Origin of the sequence: Vibrio rhodolitus, assembly GCF_003350325.1 — a bacterium.
GTDB classification, from domain to species: domain Bacteria; phylum Pseudomonadota; class Gammaproteobacteria; order Enterobacterales; family Vibrionaceae; genus Vibrio; species Vibrio rhodolitus.
Genome location: NZ_QLYZ01000005.1, coordinates 1 through 23392, shown reverse-complemented (window position 1 = coordinate 23392; position 23392 = coordinate 1). Strand labels below are relative to the sequence as shown.

Here is a 23392-nt window from a genome sequence, read left to right as displayed (position 1 = left end):
AATGGCAGCGGCGTTGCGAATACCAAAAAAACGAACGACCGTGCTTTTTATCTTGCTAAAATAAGGTGGACAGAACATTTAACCATCCACCTCGTTGTTCTTTCGTCAATCCATTAGGCTGGTTTTGACCACTCAGCAATCAGGCGATCAATGCCTTGCCAAAAGTGCGCTTGGCTCGCCTCTTCACCACGCAGTGAGTAAAACAAATGCGCACTCAGGTAAAGCCCATAAAGCTCAAACGTCGCCTGCTGACAATCAAGGTCAGCTCTAAATTGACCATTGTCGCGCCCTTTACGCAATTGAATGGTCAAGTAATCAATCCATTTTAAAATGGTTACTTTAAGCTGCTGCTGGATAGGCGTCTCTTTACTGCCGGTCTCTTTCCATGCGTCAAGAAACATACAGCTGCCTTGGAAAGAATGATTCCAACCAAGCCAAAGATCCAATAACGCTTTCAGCTTATGGATGATATCTTCATCACCCAAACTACGCGCTGGCACAATCACTCGCTCAGCAAACACCAGATTGGCATACTCCAACACTGATAACTGCATGTTCTCTTTAGAGTTAAAGTGAGCAAACAGACCACTTTTAGACATGCCGCACTGCTTGGCTAGCTCACCAATGGTTAAACTCTCTAAACCATTCTTACTCGCCAACTCAAAAGCGGTGGCTAAAATCGCTTCGCGCGTTAATCGCCCTTTACTCATAGCACTACCATTTCACTGCAATAGGTTATTTTTAGCACGAACGTTCTATTTTTCAAGTGTCTGATTGAAGATCAGACCAGTCGCTAAACTTGATTTGTATCTCGAATTATATAAATTCAGCGCTGAAATCGAGTAGGAATTGACGAAAATCCATTGAATACACGTGGTTTCCTGCTAGCTTGTGCGCAATTTAATAACTTAAGTTGACGTAATGGAAACCAAAAAAATCACCAGTATTGAGCTAGGACGCCTCGTGGCAATTTTCGTCATTGTGGCGATGCACTGCCAAATGTTCCTCAGTTATTTTCTCTACCAAGAAACGCCTTGGTTTGGCTTTATTTTTAACCAGTCGACGCGCTTTGCCGTGCCGCTGTTTTTCTTGATCTCAGGCTACCTAATTCAACCAAAACTCACTGCAACGCCAATGGCAACGCTCAAGAGTTACTGTGCTCCACTTTTGCGTGTGTTTGTCATTTGGAGTGTTATCTGTTTGTTGATGCCATTTAACTTACACAAGGTAATGACCGAGGGTTATTTGGCTGAGCGCAGCGGCTACTGGGGCTACCTAATGCAAGCTCCTGTGAATACTTTGCTGGAGGGCGGCCTAGTTCACTTGTGGTTTATTCCAGCTTTGATGATCGCGGCATTGATCACCGCCTTACTGCTACAAGCGGGTAAAGGTCGCTTGCTACTGCCAGTTGCATTGGTGCTATACATTTACGGCGTGCTGGCGGGCAGTTACGTCAACATCACTGAACTGTGGTCACCGTTTTTCACTCGTAATGGACCATTTTTCAGTACCTTAATGTTTGCGATTGGTTTTGTTATTCGCGAGCGAAACATCCAAGCCTCCCCAGCGCAAGGAATCGTTTTAGCGCTGCTCGGTATGACTCTGCACTTTGGCGAGGCGTATTTCCTAACAGGTTATGAGCAAGCATTTAATGCCAATGACTATTTATTTGGCACTATGCTGTGGGGAACCGGTATTTTCTTGTTCTTACTGGCAAAACCAAACTTAGGTAACACGGCTTGGGTAATGAACCTGTCTAAATCGGTACTTGCCATTTACGTGGCGCACCTACCGATTATCATCGTTATGATGAATGTCACTGGTGCGATGCAGTTAACCGGCCCAGCTAAAGATGCGGTGGTGTTCTCAGGCACTGTGATCCTGACGCTCTTACTGGTAAAAGGCATCGAGAAAACGCCACTCAATAAGTGGCTATTTAGATAAATTGGTTCATTTGGTCAAAGGGCGTAACTTCGGTTGCGCCCTTTTTAGTTTTAACGCGCTAAATCTCTTGCCAAAATTAACGCTAAACCAAAGACCTGCAAGAATAAACTGATGTTACGATACCAAGCGATCTGCTCATCTAGCGCCAACAGCTGCTCGTTAAAACCCAAATTCTGTAAATAATAACTGTCTATCTGCTCACGCTGTTTTTTCTGTGCTTGCCCTATCATCGCAGTGATCTGGCTGATATTCTCCAACTGCAAAGGCGGTATCTTTTCACCGATCCAATCATTGAGCTGCATAGTTAATTCACTGGCTATAAGCGATGTATCATCATGGTTGCTCACCAAAGCTGATTGACTGAGGTAAAGCAGTGACAGCTCTTTTTTACGCTCTAGCGTTTCTACCCGATTCCACGTCAATTGAATCGAATACAGGTTGTCTTGTTTGCGTTCATTGAGTGCCGACATATCGCGATTAAGATCTTCTAACACCACGCTCGACATCAGGATGGCAAGAATATTGAGCACCAAACCAATTAAGACCAGCAACCACGCTGGGGGCCAGCGAAGCATCATGGCTACCACAACTTATCAAACGGCAGATAAACAAGATTCAGTAACACCAAGGTAAACATCACGGCAAAAGTCAGCTTCATGCCTGTTACTCGCCCTTTGAGATCTTTGGCTAAAATCGCGCGCGCATGAATGATGCGCCCAACAACAAATAGCACGCCCAAGCCATGAATGATCAAAGTGTTGGCACCGTTATACTCAAGCATAGCCAGCAAGATAATCGTAATAGGAATGTAATCAACGGCATTGCTTTGCGCACTACGAGCGATTTGCAATCCTTCAATCCCACCATCAGCATGAGCAATACGATTAGTGCGGCGCTGCTTAATCACTTGAACTGATAGCCACATCATCAGTAGCGCCAACAAGGAAGCATAAAGAGCTGTAATCATTTTGTTTTTTCTCCTTTTTCATCAGTGTAGGAGAAAATCGCGCGCATGATAAAAAAATGCCCCACTTGGTTAAGTGGGGCATTAATCTCTCAAGGGATTCGCTACGCGATCAGCTTATAGAACAAAGTTGAGAGTGGCGGCACGCTGATTTGCAGCGATTGCGCTAAGCCTTGGCTCTCTTTGTTTGCGGTATCAATTTGTTCAAGCACACTGTAGTCACTACCGTGATATTTCGCACTGTCGGTATTGAGCAACAACTGATAATGCCCAGCGACAGGAACACCCAATTGGAAATGGCTGTGTGGCACTGGAGTAAAGTTAGAAATCACTAAGATACGCTCACCGGATTCACTAATACGCTCGTGGGCTAAAATGCTGGCATCGGCTTCATCTTGCAAACGCCACTCAAAACCACTGGGTTCACAATCTAACTCGTGCAGAGCCGGCTCTTGGCGATAGAGTGCATTAAGATCTCGAGTTAAATCTTGCACCCCTTGGTGACGTCCAAATTGCAATAAGAACCATTGCAACTGATCATCATGGTTCCACTCTGCCGTTTGCCCTAACTCTGCGCCCATAAAGTTAAGCTTTTTACCCGGCTGTCCATACATGTAGCCATAGTAAGCACGCAAGTTCGCCGTTTGCTGCCATTCATCACCCGGCATCTTGTTATGGATTGAGCCTTTACCGTAAACCACTTCATCATGAGAAAGCGACAGCACATAGTTTTCGCTATGAGCATAAATCAGCGGGAAGGTGATGGTGTTGTGGTGATACTTACGATGAACAGGATCTTCTTTGATATACGCCAAGCTGTCGTGCATCCAACCCATATTCCACTTAAAGCCAAAACCTAAACCGCCAAGATAGGTTGGCGCTGACACGCCCGGGAACGCCGTCGATTCTTCCGCGATGGTCATCGCATTGGGGAAGTGTTTGTAGACTTCTTCGTTCATCCACTTGAGTGTCGCGATGGCATCATAGTTCTCATTACCACCGTCTATATTGGGGATCCACTGATCATGACTGCGGGAATAGTCGAGGTAGAGCATCGATGCCACCGCGTCAACACGAATGCCATCAATATGGAACTGATCAAACCAATACAGCGCATTAGAAACCAAAAAGCGTCTAACATGCTCGCGGCTCATGTCGTAGATATACGAATTCCAATCTTGGTGCCAACCACGACGTGGGTCAGGATCGTGAAACAGCGGCGTACCATCAAAATTAGCTAAACCATGATCATCTGATGGGAAGTGCGCAGGCACCCAATCTAACACCACACCAATACCCGCTTGGTGGCAGGTATCGACAAAGTACTTAAAGTCATCTGGCGTGCCAAAGCGGCTGGTTGGCGCAAACAAACCTACGGGCTGATAGCCCCAAGAGCCATAGAATGGATGTTCAGAAACCGGCATTAATTCAACATGGGTATAACCCAAATCAACTAAGTAAGGCACCAGTTGATCAGCAAGATCGCGATAATTCAAAAACTGCCCATCTTGGTCACGGCGCCAAGACCCTGCATGCAGTTCATAGAAAGCAAGTGCTTGCTTACGTTTATCCGTAACCGGGCGTTGCTGCCAATCAGCATCTTGCCATTGATAGCGTTCATGGTCGTAAGTAACAGATGAAAAAGAAGGATATTGCTCAGCAAAACTGCCCCATGGGTCTGCCTTGTGGGCGACACGCTCACCGTTAGGTCCCTTGATCTCAAACTTGTAGCGAACACCTTCATCCAAGTCAGGAATAAAAATACCCCAAATGCCATAATCAAGGCGCTGCATCGGTGTACGACGACCATCCCAATGGTTAAAGTCAGCAATCAGGCTACAAGCACTGGCATGCGGTGCATAAACTAAAAAACGTACCCCAGAGATTTGTTTACCTTCACGCTCTAGCGTGACGAACTGCGCACCCATATGACGATACATATTTTTCGGTGTATGCAAATCATCGTACTCAGCGTAAATCGCATGGTACTGGTAAGGGTCATCAATCATTTGTTCGACACCAGACCAGTCAACAGCTAAGCGGTAGTGGCTAAAACGAAGATCGCGCTTTTGCGAAAGAACAAAGCCACCATCACACTCTTGTGTCAGCGGAATTCGTGTTTGATCGTCCAGTACCAGCGCGACTTTATCTGCGCCCGGCATCCACACTCGCAAAGAGCCTTGCTGTGGAGTCAAATAAGGACCTAGAAATGAAAATGAATCTGCAAAAGATGCGTCTGAAAGTTGGTTATACGCCTGTACCTTTTTATCAACCGTGGTGTTCAAGTTATTCTCTCCCTAACCTAACTTTCGTTTTCTAAGCCCACTAAATCGTATTCCTTGGTGGGCAAAAAATTTCTTATATTCATAAACATGAATATCTACATACTATCGAATTTACGCGCCAACGCGCACGTTATGATCAAAGTTTATTATCTTTGTCACTAAACCCATCTTAACAGGACGAGGCTTTACTTCTTACCTGCGTCAGCTTCTCCGCAATCTGATTCACGCCATCCAGACCAAATAGATGCTCTAAATCCATCGACAGCTTGCGTCGCCAGTTAGGGTACTCATTCACTGTGCCAGGAATGTTGACCGGTTTATCCATCTCCAACCAATCTTCGAGCTGGACACTCAGCAAGGTTGAGGAGCCCGCCGCAACGTGAAGTTGCAGTGCCTGAGCAAGGTAGCGGTCCATTGGTACCAGCGAGGCATCACGCCCCACCCCTTCCGGCAAAAATCCATGCCAAGCTACTGAGTCTAAAATGCCTTGCTTACTCTTTAAGCGCGCATCAAACAGCCCTTGTAACTGCTCCTCATCTGGGTATAAACCAAGCTCTTTACCCATTTTAAGATCATCACAGTGCCAGAAACCACGTAGCGTCGGCATGTCGTGCGTACAGAGCGCAGCCATCGACTGATCAGCATAATGCTGAGGCGAGAGATAACCGCCATCTTGCTTGGAGGTCTCAAAGAAGAATACCTTGTAAGAATGCACACCCGCTTCACGCAGTTTATCGACAATTTCATCTGGTACGGTGCCAAGATCTTCACCAATCACGCTGCATTGATGACGATGAGATTCGAGCGCCAAGATCGCCAACATCTCTTCCACCGGATAGTAGATATACGCACCTTTTGTTGCATTTTCACCTTTAGGAATCCACCACAGACGCAGCAAACCTAATACATGGTCAATTCGCAGCGAGCCACAATGCTTCATGTTAGCGCGCAGTAGGTCGATGTAGGCTTGAAAGCCTGTCGCTTGTAGAACCTCTGGATTTAGTGGTGGTAGACCCCAGTTTTGTCCGAGCGGTCCTAGTACATCTGGCGGCGCACCAATACTGACATCTTGTACTAAGTTGCCATTATCAGCCCATGTTTCCGCACCGGAATCTGCCACGCCCACCGCTAAGTCACGGTAAAGCCCAACCGACATTCCTTTGCTCTCTGCCAGTTGCTGCGCTTCATTAACTTGGCAATCAGCAATCCATTGAAGATACATATAGAGATGAACTTGGTCGCGGTTTTCCTCAATGTAATCCTGTACCGCTTTGCTACTAAAGCTCTGGAACTGCTTGGGAAAAACAGGCCATCCCCAAATACCGGCGTCTTGCTGATGTAACTCGGCATGTAAAGCATCAAATGCCGCTTGATGCAGCAAACTCTCACCGCCTAACTCAACAAACTGTAAAAACTGCGCAGCTCGCTCACTATTGGTATCAATATGACGCGCCTTAAACTCAGCAAACAGCAGCGGCAAAATACTCATTTTCAATGCCGCCACTTCACTGTAATTGACCCAATGAGAATCACGCACACTCTGCAAACGTTGCTGGAATTCCGCACTACCAACCACTTGCTGTGCTTGGCTGCTCAAAGCAAATTCGGCAACAGAACTCACATCAATATAGAGGATATTGAGCCAACGACGCGATGAAGGACTATACGGACTGGCTGCCTCTGGATTAGCAGGAAACAGGGAGTGAATTGGGTTTAAGCCAACAAAATCTCCGCCACGCGAAGCAATCTCAGCCAACAAATGTTTAAGGTCACCAAAATCACCGATGCCCCAGTTATGGCTGCTTTTCAGGGTATAGAGCTGAATGCTCGGTCCCCACATTTTTTTACCCTGAAGCATCGACGCTTGCTTATAACAAGCTTTAGGCGTAACGATTAAACGTGCTTGATAAGGCGTTTTACGTCTTTTACGCTCAACGGTTAATTGGTGATAACCCCAAGGTAACTGGCTCGGAAGAGCCACCACTAGCGGTCCCCCGGTCGCACGCTCATCGCGTACTATGTGTTGATTCACTTCACCAGTGAATAGCTCTCCCAGCTCAGTATTAATCGACCACTTAAACTCGCTTTCACGAACGCTTTGATCAATGTTTAGCGTAAACTCAAACGCCTGCCCTTCTTTTAACACCAAAACCGGCGCGAGAGTCTCTTGCTGAGACTTTTTGCTACAGCTTGCGAGCAGCGCTTCATCACTGCTGGTGTCATAACCCAGTGATGACAACAAATGTAAGATACTCTGCTGTTCGACATCGGCAGGGCTTCCCCAAGCACTGATGTAAGAGTCAGCGATATTGGCAACATTGGCAGCCTGTTTGAGTACGGTATTACTGATCATAAACTTCTCCAAAGCGACTAAGTTAATCGAGCAAAGGTCACACTAGGTGACCTTTTTATGGTTAGCGCTTAACGCTTTTTAGTTGCCAAATGTTATTAACATAGTCCCTAATGCTGCGATCTGAGCTAAACTTGCCAACCAACGCAGTATTAAGAATGGCTTTTTTCGCCCACCCTGCTTGATCGCGGTACTGCGCATCAATCGCTTCATGTGCTTCAACATAAGAAGCAAAATCCGCCAAGACTAAGTACGGGTCGCCACCATCTAACACGCTGTCATAAGTTGCCCCCAGCTTACCCGGTTCACCCGGTGTGAACTCATCGCCAATTAGCAAATCCAATGAGGCTTTTAGCAACGGGTCGGCATTGTAGTAAGCGTATGGGTTATAGCCTGAAGCGTGCAGACGCTCGACTTCATCCACCTCAAGACCAAAGATATAGATGTTGTCATCGCCCACTTCTTCACGAATTTCAACGTTGGCACCATCCATCGTACCTATGGTTAAGGCACCATTTAGAGCCATTTTCATATTACCGGTACCAGAGGCTTCTTTACCCGCCGTCGAGATCTGTTCAGACACATCGGCAGCAGGAATGATGATTTCAGCCATGCTAACGCGGTAATCCGGCAAGAAGACTACTTTAAGCTTGTTGTTGATGCGCGGATCGCTGTTCACCTTCTCTGCTATCTTATTGATGGCATAGATAATTTGCTTAGCAAGGTGATAGCCCGGAGCCGCTTTTGCTGCGAAGATAAATACACGTGGCACCATATCGAAGTCTGCATCGTTAAGCAGGCGATGATAAAGCGATAGGATGTGCAGCATATTTAGATGCTGGCGCTTGTATTCATGTAATCGCTTGATCTGCACATCAAAGATCGCATTGGTATCAAGCTCAATATCCATATTCGCTTTCACCCAGTCAGCCAAGCGCTGCTTATTGGCCTTCTTCACTGCCATAAATTGCTGCTGGAATTCACCGTCATCGGCGTATTGAGAAATGGCTTCCAGTTGATCAAGATCCGCAGCCCACTCATCACCTATTTTTTCGCTGATCAACTGGCTTAGACCTGGGTTACAAAACCTCAGCCAGCGACGTGGCGTGATGCCGTTGGTCACATTTTGCAGGCGATTTGGATACAGCTCGTTAAATTCAGGGAATAAGTCTCGCTTGACCAATTCTGAGTGCAGCGCTGCAACCCCATTAACCGCGTATGAGCCAACCACACATAGGTTTGCCATACGCACCATGCGATGGAAGCCCTCTTGGATGATCGATAGCTTGCGCTGCTTTGACACATCACCCGGCCACTTTTCACGCACTTGCTTTAAGAACAGATGGTTAATGTAGTAGATGATTTCCATATGACGCGGCAATAAACGTTGGATCAGAGATTCACTCCACGTCTCTAGCGCTTCTGGCAATAAGGTGTGGTTGGTATAAGCAAAGGTCTTAGAGCTAATCGCCCACGCCTCTTCCCACTCCATGCCTTTTTCATCAATTAAGATCCGCATCAATTCAGGAATCGCAATGGTTGGGTGGGTATCGTTAAGCTGAATGGTTTCGTATTTTGGCAATGAGGCTAAGGTATGACCCGCTTCTTCATGACGACGCAAAATGTCACGTACCGACGCCGCACTATGGAAGTATTGCTGCATCAAACGCAGTGTTTTGCCTTTTTCATGGTTGTCATTTGGGTAAAGCACTTTGGTAATGTTACCCGCATCAATCAGCGCGTGTTGCGCCTCAAAGTAGTTACCGTTGTTAAAACTCTCTAGTGAGAAAGGCGCAATCGCTCGGCACTCCCACAAACGCAGCGGATAAACGGTATCACTTTGGTAACCGACAATCGGAATATCCCATGGCATCGCTTTTACTGTCATACCCGGAACCCAGCGACGCTGCTCACGCCCATTGACTTCGGTTACCTCAACATGACCATAAAAGCCGATCTCTTGTGCCAACTCAGGGCGGGCAATTTCCCATGGATAGCCTTCAACACCGCACCATGCATCCGGCGCTTCTTTTTGATGACCTTGTTCAAAGGACTGCTTAAACAGACCATATTCATAGTGCAAGCCGTAACCCACCGTTGGGTATTCTTGCGCTGCCAATGAGTCCATGAAACAAGCAGCTAGACGACCTAAACCACCATTACCTAAAGATGGATCGCGCTCTTCTTCAAGCAAGTCACTGAGGTTTTGCCCCAACTCTTCAATCGCCTGCGATACTTGCTCGTACACACCCATGCTAATAAGGTTATTACCGGTTAAGCGTCCGATTAAGAACTCCAACGAAAGGTAGTTAACGCTTTTGGCATTGCGAATTTTATCGTCTTGCTCTGTCTGTAACAGATCAAAGGTGGTCAGTTCAGCCAATGCTCGACCTGTCGCTAGATACCATGCGCGACTGGAGGCTTTTTCTATCGTCGTCGCATACGTTGAGCTCAAGTGTTTTTTTACACTGTTTTGGAATAAAGCTTTGTCAAAGTGAATCTGTTGTGTCGGTTTCATCAATGAAGTCTCTTTTAGTTTCCCTAAGCGCTATCGTGCAAATCCGCCCACCACAATACATCCTCCTTTAACGACACCTAGGGGGAGGAGTAGAAGCGGCGTAGAGCACTCAGCGGCAGCGATTTTGAGTCAACACTCACATTTACGGGCAAATTGAGCACCTTGAGGCATGACTAACATCACACTTAGTTATCAATTCGCCCAAGCAGAGCCGCTAGAGATTTCGCCCACATATCACTAAAAGAAGTAAACAAACCAATATAGATCACATTTTTTCATCAGTAACGCGCTAGGAATGGCGCTATTTGTTGCCAATTGATTCTGATTTCGCCGCTAAATTGCACCCAACTTGAAATAGATCACATAATCAGGGCGTAGATAGCGACAAAACGTGAGTTACGCGTTGTTCTCAATCATCTTCATACTAATCGACTACATTCGACGTTAGTTGATCCCGTAACATGGAACAAACGGTCAAAGAACTGCTGCAAAATAGGAAAACAAACAGGATGTGGATTCCTTCTAAACTCAGTTGTCCAAGCTATGCCATCACACTGCTTGAGCGAACGCGACTTGAATCAATGCTCGAGGCACTCCCGGCGCAAAAACTGATCTTTATTCGCGCGCCTGCTGGCTATGGTAAAACGTGTTTAGCGAGCCAATGGCTCGCCACTAAACGCCATCTTGGTTGGTACAGCATTGACAGCAACGATAACGATCCACATCGCTTTGCCTGCTATTTTATTGCAGCGCTTAACAATGCATGTCATCAAGCCTGCTCAAGTGCGTTAAAGCTAGCCGAACAAAGCGGTCAAACCGATATACTGGTTTTAATTACCGAGGCGCTCAAACAAATTGCGAAACATAAACAAGCTTGTTACCTCGTGCTTGATGATTATCACCACATTGACCATCAGGCGATCCATCAAGCGCTGAGCTATTTTATTCAACGCAAACCCGATAATTTGAGTTTAGTTATCACCAGCCGCTCAACCCCTCGGCTGGGTATTGCCCGTTTAAGAGTGCAAGGCTTAGTCTGCGAGTTGGATCAGCAATCGCTGGCGTTTAGTCACGAAGAAACCCAGGCATTTTTGACTATGCGCCTTGAGCACGAGATCGATGCCAGTTCTGCTCGCAAGCTTTACCAAGAGGTTGAAGGCTGGCCTTCTGCCTTGGAATTGATTGCTTGGCAAGCAATCCAACCAAGTCAAGAGTTCACACCCAACCGCAGCTTAGATTTAACTCTCAATCAAAGCCATCTTTGCGACTACTTACTCGATGAAGTCTTCACCCATTTAGAGCCAGAAATGCAGAACTTTTTACTCAAGTGCTCAATTCTTGACAAGTTTAACCACACCCTTGCTTCGGTTGTCACCGGGCGCAGTGATGCGCAAAACATGATTGAAAACTTGCAGCGATTGGGGCTATTTATCCAACCGGTTGAAAACCAGCACAACTGGTACCGCTTTCATCGCTTGTTTAATCAGTTTTTAGCCCACGAGCGTCATCATTACCTTGCCGATCAAGAAACGCAATTACACTGCGCAGCGGTACAAGCTTGGTTAGGTCAAGGCAGTGCCGAACAGGCGCTACGCCATGCTGAGCTTGCCGAACGACCATCTCTGAGCGTCGACATTCTTAAACAACATGGCTGGGAGCTGTTCAACTCTGGTAAGCTCGCCCTATTGCAGCATGTACTGAGTCAGCTCGATAGCCACACTGTTTACCAACACGCCACACTTTGTCTATTGCACGCTTGGATCGCTCACAATCAACAGCGCAATGAAGACGTTGACTTGATCTTGCTACAAGCTGACGCCTCAAACATGACGCTTAATCACAGTGAGCAAGGTGAGTTCAACGCATTAAAAGCGCAAATCACCATCCAAAAAAATCAGCCTGAGAGGGCTTTAGAACTGGCTGAACTGGCGCTTAGCCAAATGGATGGGCGGGCATTTCACAGCCGCATTGTGGCGACTTCGGTCATTGGAGAAGTCAATCATGTGTTAGGTTTCTTGGACCGTGCGCTGCCTTTAATGCAGCAAACCGAAAAGTTAGCCCGCCAATATCAAGTGCCTCACCAAGCGTTGTGGGCAATGGTGCAACAAAGCGAGATCTTATTAGCAAAAGGCTACTTACAGGCGGCATTTGATGTACAAGAAAGTGGCTTTAAACTGATTGATGATCAGCTAATGCAGCACGACCCATTGCAAGAATGCTTACTGCGGGTACGCGCCCAAGTTTTGTTTAGTTGGAACCGCTTGGAAGAAGCACAAACTTGCGCGCAAAATGCAATTAAATTGCTCAGCGATATGCCTGAAAAGCTTCATATTCATAGCTATGCCATGTTGTGCCGGATAGCGCTTTGCCGCGGTGAAGAGCAAAAAGCGGGCAAATATGCCGCGCAAATAGAGCTGCTACTTGCCAGCGGTTTTCACCACATGGATGCCACTAGTAATGCCGAGATGGCATTGCTGATCTACTGGCAAACCAAGCAAGAGACCAGCGCTATCAAGCTATGGCTGGAAAACGCTGCCCCGCTGACTAACGCACGCAACCACTTCTCGCAACTACACGGGCGCAATATAGTTCGAGCTCAATTGGTATTAGGCAAATTTGCTGATGCGGTAAGCACAATCAACAAACTTGGTATTGATGCGCAACACTATCACTTACTCGCAGATCAGTGCCGCAACGCTATTCTCGCAACGCAATTGTGCCTACATCAGCAAAACAGCAGTCAGCAAATTCACCAACAACTGCAATACGCGCTGCAACTGGCGAATCAAACCTCTATGATGGGTGATTTTCTGTTTGGCATCAACAGCCTCACACCAATCCTACTGCACGCAGATTTTCAATCTTCACTTGATGATCTGACCCGCTACCGGGTCAATCAATTGATTAAGTCTGTCAATGTAAGCCAACGCAGCCAAGCAAAACACTTTGATCAGGGTTTTATCGACCAATTGATCCACCACCCTCAAGTGCCAGAGTTGGTACGCAATAGTCCACTCACACAGCGAGAATGGCAGGTGTTAGGACTCATTTATGCTGGGCTAACCAATGAGCAGATTGCCCATGAGTTAGACGTTGCGGCTACCACCATCAAAACCCATATTCGTAATCTCTATCAAAAACTCAATATTGCTAATCGCAAGCAGGCAGTTGCCACGGCAGAGAGTCTCATCAAAATTGTGGCGGGTTAACGCGGCTATTGGGCAAATTGGTATAGAGCATCACCATCGAGTCGGTAGGTGCGCCACTCGCTTTGCTCTTTCGCGCCAATGCTGGTGTAGAAATCGATTGCCGGTTGATTCCAATCGAGCACCGCCCATTCAAAACGCGCGCAATTGTTCTCGACCGCGATCTTAGCCAAGGTTTGCATTATAAATTTGCCCGCCCCTGAACCTCGGTAGTTAGGAGAGACATAGAGATCCTCAAGATAGAGACCATAGCGCCCCATCCATGTCGAATAGTTAAAGAAATAGACCGCAAACCCGACCGCTTCGCCATCTTGTTCGCAAATCATGGCATTAGCAGAAGCATTGGCGGCAAACAAACTGCGCTGGATATCTTGTTCGCTGGCTTTAACGTGGTGGGAAGCGCGCTCGTAATCCGCGAGCTCATGAATGAAACGATAGATGGTCGCGACATCAGCTTCCGTGGCAGATCGCATTTTGAACATAGTGACTCCTTTTCTGTTCAAGCTTATGGTGACAGAGTAACTGGATTATCAATATGATGTAACTGCATTCTCTTCATCTAATAACTGCATGTCGTTCATATGGATATCGCTAATCTCGACCTTAACCTACTTAAGATTTTCCACGCAATCTATCAGACTCAATCGGTCAATGATGCCGCCGAGCAACTGCACATCAGTCAATCAGCTTGTAGCCATGGCTTAGCAAGACTGAGAGATAGATTGAATGATGAACTCTTCGTGCGAACCAACCAAAAGATGCTGCCAACAGAAAAAGCAATGCGTCTGGCGCAATCGGTGCTGCCTGCGATGCAAATGCTAAGCGAAGGGCTGTCATCCTCTGTGCCATTTGATCCGCGTAACGGCGAACACAAGATAGTATTAAGCGGCACTGACTTTACGACTTGGACTCTGCTCCCTTGGCTGACCCAATATTTGGCAAAGCACTACCCCAACGTTCAGTTACGCATCCTCAATACCGAACAGAAAGATCCCGCGCAGCTTTTAGAACAAGGTGAAATAGATTTCGCGTTAGGATTTGAGCACAAAAGTGAAAGAGAGAATCACATTGCTCATCAAATCTGGTTAGATGACGGCTATTGCACCGTGGCTTGTAAGAACAATGCTCGACTAGATGACAAGTGTTTAACACTGGATGACTTTGTTGCACTCTCGCATATTGTTGTGACGCCTTGGAATGAGCGTACTGCGGTCGTAGACGAGCAACTCGCGAAACTCAACCGCAAAAGACGCGTGGCCCTGCACTTACCTAGTGTGTTGTGCGCTCCCTACTTGGTCGCTAACACACCTTATCTACTCACCATTCCTCAAATTTACGTCCAACATATCAAGCAGGAGCTTGGCTTAACTATCTACCAGCCGCCGCTACCGATACCCAACTATCAAATCAAAATCTATTGGCACAAAACGCGTGAAACCAACCCAAAGCTGATCTGGTTTCGCCAACTATTAAAAGAGCTCCAACCTAAGGCTCAATCTCTCCTATCGAGTAGAGAACCAGCTCCGGTGGATTAGTGCCTTCGCCTAAAGAGTGGATATCTTCTCCTTCTGCTTTAAGTTGCTCGATAATGTGCAAACTCAATTGCTGATCAAGATTAATAATCATCGGCATTTCTGCCGCTGACACACCAAAGCGAGTCGCGATCAGTAATTGTCTCACTTTGTCTTTATCCGAGTCTGCCATCTTAGTTCTCCTTATTTGCACGGTATTCACCAATCAATTTTAGCTGCTATAACTAACGTCGCTGACTTTCGATTATCAATTTTTTTTTGATAATGTTTCAATTCCAAGCTAGTTTTTCTTCTTTCGCCATCCCCCTAGAATGCACCTCGTAGACACGGCAAACGCCACATCAGAATTCAAAAGGGTACGACCATGACACATCCAATCATTGCTGACTTACAATCACGTTACACTGCAAAACGCTACGATGCTGAAAAGCGTATTCCACAGGCAGATTTAGATGTGATTTACCAAGCAATTCGTCTATCAGCGTCTTCTATCAACTCACAGCCTTGGAAATTTATCGTGATTGAAAGTGAAGCCGCGAAACAACGTTTTCATGATACCTTCGCTAACAAGCACCAATTTAACCAACCACATGCTAAAGAAGCATCACACGTTATTTTGTTTGCTTACAACCCAAACTACACTAAAGACAACTACAAAAAAGTAGTCGACGCTGAGGTAACCTCTGGTCACCTACCAGCTGATATGTACAACAACATGCTAGATGGTGCTTACACGTTTGCTGAAGCAAATACGGACGCTGATGGCTTCAACGGTAACTGGACTCGTGCACAAACTTACCTTGCGCTTGGTAACACACTGCATGTTCTTGCTCGCCTAGGTATCGATTCCACTACAATGGAAGGGGTTGATCCTGAGCTTATTGGTGAACTGTTCAAAGACGAACTAGATGGCTATGTATGTGAAGTTGCCCTAGCAATGGGTTACCACAAAGATGGCGAAGACTATAACCATGGCAAACCAAAAGCTCGTCTGCCAATGGAAGATATTCTTCAAGTGCTATAACTCAAATTTCACTGTCTTGAGACCTCGCTGATGCGGGGTCTTTTTGTTTTGTTCTCTTACCTAACCAGCCAAATGATTCGACGGCTATCAAAGCAATTAGTTGGAAAAAGAAAGGCTTGCGCTTTGCGTTACCATATGCCGATCTGCTACTGTGAAAAAGAACGATAAATTTCTACAACATTTTTACAGTAAGGAAGCCAAATGCGCTCTATCTTTTCACTTTTGTTGATTCTCCTTACCACCACTAGCTTTTCTAGTGTCGCCGAAGAACAAAAATACTCACAAACAGACTTACTCGATCGCCCATTAATGGAGCGATACATCTTAGATGAGCTCAAATCATTACGTGAATCCCAACAAGATCTCGAACGTCGTTTAGTGATTGATATTACCAACCGAGAGCTCGCAGTGGCCGACAAGTCACTTAACTACGCGAATGTTACCGTCACCTACTTCTTTTACATCATTGCTGGGGTTGCTTCGCTGATCGCCTTTGTCGGATGGCAATCGATTCGCGAGCTTAAGGTCAACACCAAAGAAATGGCTGATAAACGCCTTGAAGCAATTGCTCAAGAATATGAAAAGAAATTCATCGCCTTAGAGCGCGATTTAAAGCGCAAAACACGCATCATTAGTGAAAACAACAAAGAGATTGAGATCATTAACGAAGTGCACAACCTTTGGTTACGTGCGCAAAGCATGCAAACACCAGAGCAGAAGATCGCGGTTTACGATGAAATCTTACATATCCGTCCGGGTGACTTAGAAGCGTTAACGTACAAAGCCGATGCAGCAATGGAAGCGAACGAATACAACTGGGCATTAAGTATTTGTAATCGCGTACTGGATTTAGATGAAAGCAACGGTCCGGCGCTGTATCAACGCGCTTGTGCCTTTGCAAGGCTCGGGGTAGAAGAACAAGCGATTGATGATTTAGAACGTGCGATTGAAAACAGCCCGTCCATTCGTGATTTGATTGCGCATGAAAAAGACTTTGAATCACTGCATGGCAACAAACGCTTTGAAGCACTGTTAGAACAGTATACTGAAGAGTAACCGCTGCTTGGATGGAACAAAAAAGCACCACATTTGTGGTGCTTTTTCATTAGCTTATCGATGGTTTATCTTACAATTTATCCCAAGCATCTTGCCAGTAAAGGCTATCTGCTGGAGCGTAAGAGGCACTTGAACACCAACCTGTGTATGGCCAAGGTTTACATTGGTATAAGCCATTGTCGGCACCGACAACAATATCACCAGCTTGGTAATTTGTGCCTGCTTGGAACGGTGGGTAATCACCAGGAGGCGGCGTGACCGTACCTTGCTCTTTAACCATAAATGGCGCGGTAAACACCACCATTTCACCATCTTCTGCACTACCTACAACATCCAATGTGTAGCGACCTTCTTTGGCTTCAAAAATATCAATCGTGATCGCTTTTGAATCGACTAAGTTCACTTTCGCTTGGTTAACCACAGTACCAGTGCTGTCAGCAACCATAACGGTCACATCCAGCGCTTTATTGGCACTGAGTTCAAGCGCTAGGCGCACTTCACCATTGTCTGCAACATACTCACTCGCAAGACCTGATACTTTTAGCTCAGCGCCAAGCTCAGGATCTGGAGTTTCACCGCCACACGAACTGTCAGAAACCTTTTTCCACACACCCCATTCACCTGTGGTTCCTGGCTCTTCACCACGCGTCCACCAGCCAGCTTCCCAAGTTGCACCATTGTGTGACACTTGAGCACCTTGCAGGTAAGTCTCTTTTGCATCCCATGCATTCGCGCAGCTGCTGCCATCGCTGACCGTTACATTGCGCTCAACACGCACGGTTTGATTCGCGCTATCTGTCACTGAGTATTGCAGTGTGTATTGACCGATCGCCGCTGTATCGACTTCGCCCGTAACGCGAATATCGCCAGTCAAATCGCCATCTTCTGCATCCGTTGCTTTCACGCCCGCTAAACGGTCAAATTCAGCGCCAAGCACCACGGTCGTATCAGCCACTCCGGCGAATACTGGTTTTTGACTATAAACCTCAACGCTGCGCGCTTTTACAGTTTCGTTGCCGTCGGTGTCTTGGACACGATACGTTAGGATGTAGGTGCCGATACGATGAGTATCAACGATGCCTTCAACCATAATCGACCCAGTTAGATCGCCATCTTCCTTATCTGAAGCAGAAACACCCGCTAGTTCATTGAAGCTTGTAGCATGTAATACGCGCGTATCGCTCAAGCCTTTAAATACTGGCTCACCTTCTGATGGTGGCGGTGGTGTTTGCCCATGAATAAACGGACCGTAATCTTTAATAAACTGCTCATTGTAAGCTTGACCAGCAGCATTGGTACCCATGTCCCAGTTAACTGACCAAGTCATCACGCCACGCAGTGGCTGACCTTGAGCATTTAGTCGTTCAAAGGCGCTGTATAGGTGTTGTGGGTTCTTAACAAACCCTGTCGCGGCTGCATCAATGTTGGTTGGAATACCGAATACCAATTTATCATGTGGGATTTGGTGGAAGCCACGCGTACCGTTCGCCAATGAGTCAGAGATGTAGTATATAAACTTCTCTTTCATCGCATCACTGTTTTGAGTGATCCACGCATTTTCTTCATCAACCCAAAGACCGTCACCACCTTGGTTGTAGAACTGTGGGTTAATCCAGTCATAGTAACCCGCTAAGTTCTCAATGTAAGGAACGTACTTGTCGCCTTTTTTAAGGTAAGGGAACTCAGGCGCCATAGTGATAAGGAAGTTTTTGCCTTGCTGACGATAATAGTCTTTAACGATACGCAAAGCCGCAGGAATAACTGTTTGGTTATCTGCTGCCGTTACAGCCGCTTGCTCTAGGTCGATATCCAAACCATCAAAGCCGTAACGTTCAGTCACACGGATGATTTCGTCGGCAAACGCCTGCTCATCACCGGTTTTTAATTCGATATGCGCATCTGCGCCGCCCAGCGCAATCAGGACGGAACGACCTTGCTTGTTCAGCTCACCAATTTGATTGACGAACTCTTGTTCTGACAACCCAACAGCCGGGTCTAGACGGAACGTTGGAATACGCCCTTCCGCCACATCAAACACTTTCATAAATGAAACGTTGACGATGTTATACATCGGGTTAACTTCTTCCAAAGTCACGCAAGGTGCATTACCGCGCTGATAACCAGCACCATCACACCAGTTGTGCCAATAACCCACCACGACGCCCCCATCCGGGTTAACCATGTTTGAGCTATCCGCATACGCTGCGCCAGATGCTGCTGCGATACCCATCGATATTGCTAATTGAAGTGCATTACGTTTTAACATTTTCTACTTCCACAAAAATCGCTGTGGTCATCACAGCTTTGAGACTTATTGTAGAGAGCAAATTTGCTGGATTAGTATTGGAAAATTCACAAAAACAAGGCTTTTTATTTAGAATGTGATTCTCTGTCACGATATTAATCGTGATTTAATTTTTTCATTGACAGAGATTTTTACCATTCATTTTAAATGTTTGATTTTAATGCAATAAAAACGAAATTCGCTGCAAATTTCAGTCAGAGAATTCCGACAAAACTCAATCAATCTGATGACAAATCGCCCTTTACTATACAGAATATCATTCTATAAATGATTTAAATTGAGCACTCACTTCATTAATTCGACGAATTTCCAGTGAATTTTCTTAAAAGAGAGACAATCATAACAGTTTAAAAACATCTGGTTACCTTTCGATTTAATCAATGATTTACATCAAACTTACATCAGGAGTTTTTTTAATCTCTCATTTATATTAGAGAAAGATAATTAATAAATGAGGTGAACATGAATAACGACAATCCACCCGCACAACAAAAATCTGGCTTGCTCTCTAAACTGGAAAGCGTAAGCATTCGCTTAAAAATATGTGTGCTCTTAATGGCGATAGGTTTCGCGGTACTCGGTTACAAAGGGATATCCGGCATGCAAACCAGCTCTGCCTATATCGAAGATCTCTATACCCAAGGGATGCAACATACTGAACGTACGGGACGCATACTTGATGAACTGGGAAGTGCTCGCAGCGCTTTACTGCTTGCTTTTCAGCATGACCCAAGCTCCAAATTTGCCAAAATGCATGACCACCCAACGCAATTCCATATTGAACAGATTCAAACATCACTCAATACACTACACCGTATTGTTGATGATGAATTGCTCACTTCACCATTAACGCAACAAGAGCAAAATGTGGTTCAGCAACTGGCAAAAACACTCGATGCCATAACCGATCAAGGCTTTACTCCGGCGATTGCAGAACTAGAGAAGCAAAATTTCGATCGCGCCAATTTGATCTTACTGACCAAGATTAACCCTCTCTTTAGCAAAACCTACCAGTTCACTGAAGAGTTCCTTGAGCTACAACGTCAAGAAGGCAAAACCAACTTTGCCCTGGCAGAAAAAGCGACCCAAGACTTTATTGTGGTATTCAGTGGTATTGCCGCGTTTGCTTTGCTGGTGATCACTAGCGTTGCTGTGATTATTGTTCGCCGTGTTAATCATGCTGTAGAGCTGCTGGAAGGTACCTCACATCAAATCGCCCAAGGCGATTTAACCCAACGCATCAATCTAACCGGTAATGATGAATTTGCTCACATTGCCGAGTCGGTGAACCAGATCGTAGCTGACTTCCAACACGTGGTAAAAACCAACCGCGATTCCATTAGCCAACTTGCCCGCGCTTCAGAAGAAAACTCAGTGGTAGCAAGCCAAGCGAAACAGAACATCCTTAGCCAGCAAGAACAAACCACTCAAGTGGCCGCTGCGATCAACCAGTTTACAGCGACCGTACATGAGGTCGCGCACAGCGCAACTTCGGCGGCTGAAGCGTCAGAACAAGCCGACCAAGCCGCTGCAAGTGGCAAAGTAGTGGTGGAGGAGAGCATCCAAATGATTGAGAGCCTCTCAACTGATCTGCAAGAATCGGTTGATGCGATGCATTCTCTTGCCAAACACTCAGAAGACATTGGGACCGTTGTCGATGTTATCCAAGATATCTCCGAGCAAACCAATTTGCTGGCGTTAAATGCCGCTATCGAAGCTGCTCGTGCGGGTGAACAAGGTCGAGGCTTTGCGGTAGTTGCCGATGAAGTGCGCACCTTGGCAAGCCGCACCCAAGAGTCCACCAAAGAAATCATGGGCACGATTCAGCGCTTACAACAAGGTAGCCGAGATTCAACTCAAAGATTGGAAAAAGGTGCAGTCAACGCCAGCACTACAGTCGAAAAAGCACTAGAAGCGGGTATTGCGTTAGAGCAAATCAAAACCAGTGTCGACCAAATCACTGCAATGAATACGCAAATCGCCACAGCAGCGGAAGAGCAAAGCTTAGTCACTGAAGATATTAACTCAAATATCTCATCAATCAGTGAGCTCGCCAATCAAACCGCTGACGGTGCCGAGCAAAGCACCGAAGCCACTTTAGAATTGGCAAAACTCGCTGAAACGCTTAGAGAAGAAATTGACCGCTATCGAGTCTAAATCACTGTCTAATTCTTAAAGCATAAAACGACAAAACCTCGCCTTGGCGAGGTTTTTCTCTCTATACCACCTATTGATTATGTCGACTCGTTAGTGGTTGATCTGTAAAAAGCGTCTTAGCACTTCACCGACAATTTCCGGATACTCTTTGTGCGCTTCATGTTCAGTAAATGGCACATTAAAGAACTCCGACTCTTCCACTCTTTCGCATAGCTCTTGTGCTTCTGCCAGTGAAAATAGGAAGTCTTTGTCACCACGCATGATCAACGTCGAGCAAGCAATATTATCAACCGTCTCGTCTGGGTAACCGCTATCAAAGGTATCTAACCAGAGTTTCTTTACCTGACACACTAAACGCTTAAAATCCGCTTGCGGATTGAGCTCTTCATAGCGCGCCACTTCCTGCTCAAACTCTTGCTGCCAAAACCCAGCAGTGATGGACTGATAGAGTTCAATTGATGGGTCGTCAGGCTCTAAACGCCATTGTGAACCGAGCGTAGCTAGGCTAAGCACGCGGCGTTGGTTGCAAGCCGCCAATCGATAACCCACTGTGCCACCATCACTAAAACCAAACAGATGATATTTGTCGACTTGTAGCGTATCTAACACCGCTTCAATGTCTTGTTGGTAACGGGTATAAGTCAACGGCAGTTCACCTAATGTTGAACGTCCATGACCACGTAAATCAATCCGAATCACTTTAAACAGATCCGGTATATATTTCATTAGCCCATCAAGATCTTCACTACTGCCTAAACCGCCATGTAACATCACCAGCGGTTGGCCATCAGGATTGCCTGAAACCTGGTAGTAGATCTCAGCGCCATCAACGTCTAAATGCTGACCAAAACCAGACATAATCCTTTCCCTTGTTCGTGTAAATCAAGGGCATTCTAACCAGCGCAAATTTTTAACAACGTCCACACCTTCACAAAAAAGCGCCACAATCAGTACCGAGATCGCACTATTTGGTTAAAGTCACTTGGTGAGGTTTAACATCTAACGAGTCCATTCCACTTGTAATAGTCGACTCATTCTTATCCCTGAATAGAAATCACCGCAGTAAAATCTTGTTCATTTTCAGGAAAAGGCAAGACCTGACCCTGCTGCTCTATCCTGTTGATCTATCCAGAACAAGAACACCCCAGATTGCAGCCCTAATACCGCAGCGTTTAACAATATATTCCCGAGGCTGATTCCGTTGGAATTTTCTGTTACTGGTAGTGAGAGGGAGTTCTGTGGGTGGATTAGGTGCTTGTGGGAAGAGAGACGCCACTTGAATGAGTAGCGTATATAAATGTTCCGTTTCAGTATGTAATTTCCATTTTCTGCAACCTTTTATAACTATTTACGAGCTTTATCGATAAATATGAACCAATTAGCAAGTTAGCCACAATTGACAGTAATATATGCACAAATGTTAATAAAACTAAAACTATCGTTGCAATGCAGTACTCTTTAAGCAACTCTTTGTCGTTTCTGAAAATATATTTCACATACTCATCTTTAATAAAGATGACAATCATAAACAATGAAAACAAAGATAAAAACCACAGTTTTTCACTAATGCCTAGCATGAGAAAGATTATACTAAACGTATATACAGAACCTAATTTATACATACCAAACGTACTTCTATTTTTTCTCATCTTCTACACTTCCCTTTTGAGTATCAGCTAACTTATCTAAAACAAAGCCATTAGCATAGTTACCTACACTCAGTATCCATTCTGCTTTTTTAGGTAGAGGTAAGGCAGATATACTGTTAGAAGTAGACTCGCCTACAACCCCCATTATAGGCTTAATGAATAGCCACCAAATTAGTAGACACTCTTTAATTCGATTTCATATTGCTTTTCATACTCTACTGGCGACAACTGATTATTGGAACCATGTCGGCGTTTAATGTTGTAGAACATCTCAATATATTCGAAGATGTCCATACGAGCTTCCTCTCTCGTGGTGTAGATCTTCCGCTTAATTCTTTCTCTTTTGAGTAACTGGAAAAAACTCTCGGCAACCGCATTGTCGTGACAGTTACCACGGCGACT

At 45.7% G+C, this 23392-nt stretch carries 17 protein-coding genes; 6 read left to right on the top strand and 11 right to left on the bottom strand.

Translation table 11 applies throughout. The annotated features are described in order from the left end of the window. Positions 1–113: 113 nt before the first annotated feature. Complete coding sequence (locus DPF93_RS06710) at positions 114–710, bottom strand: TetR/AcrR family transcriptional regulator (protein WP_114765445.1); 597 nt, start codon at positions 708–710, stop codon at positions 114–116. A gap of 211 nt (positions 711–921) precedes the next feature. Between DPF93_RS06710 and DPF93_RS06705 the strand changes: the two genes are divergently transcribed. Then, positions 922–1944, top strand: coding sequence for an acyltransferase (locus DPF93_RS06705; protein WP_114765444.1), 1023 nt, complete (start codon positions 922–924; stop codon positions 1942–1944). Positions 1945–1994: 50 nt separating this feature from the next. On the opposite strand, the gene DPF93_RS06700 is transcribed toward DPF93_RS06705, so the two are convergent. The 5 genes from DPF93_RS06700 to DPF93_RS06680 form a co-directional block, all read right to left on the bottom strand. Beyond that, positions 1995–2522, bottom strand: coding sequence for a DNA mismatch repair protein (locus DPF93_RS06700; protein ID WP_114765443.1), 528 nt, complete (start codon positions 2520–2522; stop codon positions 1995–1997). A 2-nt stretch (positions 2523–2524) separates the two neighbouring features. Continuing rightward, a complete protein-coding gene (locus DPF93_RS06695) occupies positions 2525–2911 on the bottom strand; it encodes an MAPEG family protein (protein ID WP_114765442.1) in 387 nt (128 codons plus the stop codon). A gap of 101 nt (positions 2912–3012) precedes the next feature. Continuing rightward, positions 3013–5193: a 1,4-alpha-glucan branching protein GlgB gene (glgB, locus tag DPF93_RS06690; RefSeq protein ID WP_114765441.1), complete on the bottom strand. Its 2181-nt coding sequence runs from the start codon at positions 5191–5193 to the stop codon at positions 3013–3015. A 169-nt stretch (positions 5194–5362) separates the two neighbouring features. Beyond that, entirely contained in the window at positions 5363–7546 is a 2184-nt protein-coding gene (malQ, locus tag DPF93_RS06685; RefSeq protein WP_114765440.1) for a 4-alpha-glucanotransferase, read from the bottom strand. A 61-nt stretch (positions 7547–7607) separates the two neighbouring features. Continuing rightward, positions 7608–10061 carry a glycogen/starch/alpha-glucan phosphorylase gene (locus DPF93_RS06680; RefSeq protein ID WP_114765439.1) on the bottom strand — a complete coding sequence of 818 codons (2454 nt, stop codon included), beginning with the start codon at positions 10059–10061 and terminating at the stop codon, positions 7608–7610. Between the two features lie 509 nt (positions 10062–10570). On the opposite strand from DPF93_RS06680, the gene malT reads away from it, so the two are divergent. Beyond that, a complete protein-coding gene (malT, locus tag DPF93_RS06675) occupies positions 10571–13270 on the top strand; it encodes an HTH-type transcriptional regulator MalT (RefSeq protein WP_114765438.1) in 2700 nt (899 codons plus the stop codon). A 5-nt stretch (positions 13271–13275) separates the two neighbouring features. On the opposite strand, the gene DPF93_RS06670 is transcribed toward malT, so the two are convergent. Further along, complete coding sequence (locus tag DPF93_RS06670; RefSeq protein WP_114765437.1) at positions 13276–13749, bottom strand: GNAT family N-acetyltransferase; 474 nt, start codon at positions 13747–13749, stop codon at positions 13276–13278. Positions 13750–13848: 99 nt separating this feature from the next. Here DPF93_RS06670 and DPF93_RS06665 point away from each other — a divergent pair, with 99 nt between their 5' ends. Continuing rightward, positions 13849–14802, top strand: coding sequence for a LysR family transcriptional regulator (locus tag DPF93_RS06665; protein WP_114765436.1), 954 nt, complete (start codon positions 13849–13851; stop codon positions 14800–14802). Here the strand turns inward: DPF93_RS06665 and DPF93_RS06660 are convergent. Beyond that, positions 14753–14971 (bottom strand): hypothetical protein, encoded by a 219-nt coding sequence (locus tag DPF93_RS06660; RefSeq protein ID WP_114765435.1) that lies wholly within the window; start codon positions 14969–14971, stop codon positions 14753–14755. The two genes, DPF93_RS06665 and DPF93_RS06660, sit on opposite strands and share 50 nt — an antisense overlap. A gap of 192 nt (positions 14972–15163) precedes the next feature. Here DPF93_RS06660 and DPF93_RS06655 point away from each other — a divergent pair, with 192 nt between their 5' ends. Then, positions 15164–15823: an NAD(P)H-dependent oxidoreductase gene (locus tag DPF93_RS06655; protein ID WP_114765434.1), complete on the top strand. Its 660-nt coding sequence runs from the start codon at positions 15164–15166 to the stop codon at positions 15821–15823. A 201-nt stretch (positions 15824–16024) separates the two neighbouring features. Further along, positions 16025–16879, top strand: coding sequence for a tetratricopeptide repeat protein (locus DPF93_RS06650; protein ID WP_114765433.1), 855 nt, complete (start codon positions 16025–16027; stop codon positions 16877–16879). A 70-nt stretch (positions 16880–16949) separates the two neighbouring features. On the opposite strand, the gene DPF93_RS06645 is transcribed toward DPF93_RS06650, so the two are convergent. Then, the gene (locus DPF93_RS06645) at positions 16950–19145 is read right to left on the bottom strand and encodes an immunoglobulin-like domain-containing protein (RefSeq protein WP_114765432.1); all 2196 of its coding nucleotides are present in this window, start codon (positions 19143–19145) and stop codon (positions 16950–16952) included. Positions 19146–19646: 501 nt separating this feature from the next. On the opposite strand from DPF93_RS06645, the gene DPF93_RS06640 reads away from it, so the two are divergent. Beyond that, a complete protein-coding gene (locus DPF93_RS06640; protein ID WP_114765431.1) occupies positions 19647–21341 on the top strand; it encodes a methyl-accepting chemotaxis protein in 1695 nt (564 codons plus the stop codon). Between the two features lie 90 nt (positions 21342–21431). Here DPF93_RS06640 and DPF93_RS06635 read toward each other — a convergent pair whose 3' ends face one another. Together DPF93_RS06635 and DPF93_RS06625 are read right to left on the bottom strand one after the other, a co-directional pair. Then, positions 21432–22199 carry an alpha/beta fold hydrolase gene (locus tag DPF93_RS06635; protein WP_114765430.1) on the bottom strand — a complete coding sequence of 256 codons (768 nt, stop codon included), beginning with the start codon at positions 22197–22199 and terminating at the stop codon, positions 21432–21434. Positions 22200–23161: 962 nt separating this feature from the next. Further along, on the bottom strand, positions 23162–23392 hold a 231-nt coding region (locus tag DPF93_RS06625; RefSeq protein ID WP_164675330.1), incomplete at its 5' end, for an IS3 family transposase.

Coding starts and splice junctions, on each gene's coding strand:
- DPF93_RS06710 (WP_114765445.1), bottom strand. CDS start 710: ATGAGTAAAGGGCGATTAACGCGCGAAGCGATTTTAGCCACCGCTTTT.
- DPF93_RS06705 (WP_114765444.1), top strand. CDS start 922: ATGGAAACCAAAAAAATCACCAGTATTGAGCTAGGACGCCTCGTGGCA.
- DPF93_RS06700 (WP_114765443.1), bottom strand. CDS start 2,522: ATGATGCTTCGCTGGCCCCCAGCGTGGTTGCTGGTCTTAATTGGTTTG.
- DPF93_RS06695 (WP_114765442.1), bottom strand. CDS start 2,911: ATGATTACAGCTCTTTATGCTTCCTTGTTGGCGCTACTGATGATGTGG.
- malQ (WP_114765440.1), bottom strand. CDS start 7,546: ATGATCAGTAATACCGTACTCAAACAGGCTGCCAATGTTGCCAATATC.
- DPF93_RS06680 (WP_114765439.1), bottom strand. CDS start 10,061: ATGAAACCGACACAACAGATTCACTTTGACAAAGCTTTATTCCAAAAC.
- malT (WP_114765438.1), top strand. CDS start 10,571: ATGTGGATTCCTTCTAAACTCAGTTGTCCAAGCTATGCCATCACACTG.
- DPF93_RS06670 (WP_114765437.1), bottom strand. CDS start 13,749: ATGTTCAAAATGCGATCTGCCACGGAAGCTGATGTCGCGACCATCTAT.
- DPF93_RS06665 (WP_114765436.1), top strand. CDS start 13,849: ATGGATATCGCTAATCTCGACCTTAACCTACTTAAGATTTTCCACGCA.
- DPF93_RS06660 (WP_114765435.1), bottom strand. CDS start 14,971: ATGGCAGACTCGGATAAAGACAAAGTGAGACAATTACTGATCGCGACT.
- DPF93_RS06655 (WP_114765434.1), top strand. CDS start 15,164: ATGACACATCCAATCATTGCTGACTTACAATCACGTTACACTGCAAAA.
- DPF93_RS06650 (WP_114765433.1), top strand. CDS start 16,025: ATGCGCTCTATCTTTTCACTTTTGTTGATTCTCCTTACCACCACTAGC.
- DPF93_RS06645 (WP_114765432.1), bottom strand. CDS start 19,145: ATGTTAAAACGTAATGCACTTCAATTAGCAATATCGATGGGTATCGCA.
- DPF93_RS06640 (WP_114765431.1), top strand. CDS start 19,647: ATGAATAACGACAATCCACCCGCACAACAAAAATCTGGCTTGCTCTCT.
- DPF93_RS06635 (WP_114765430.1), bottom strand. CDS start 22,199: ATGTCTGGTTTTGGTCAGCATTTAGACGTTGATGGCGCTGAGATCTAC.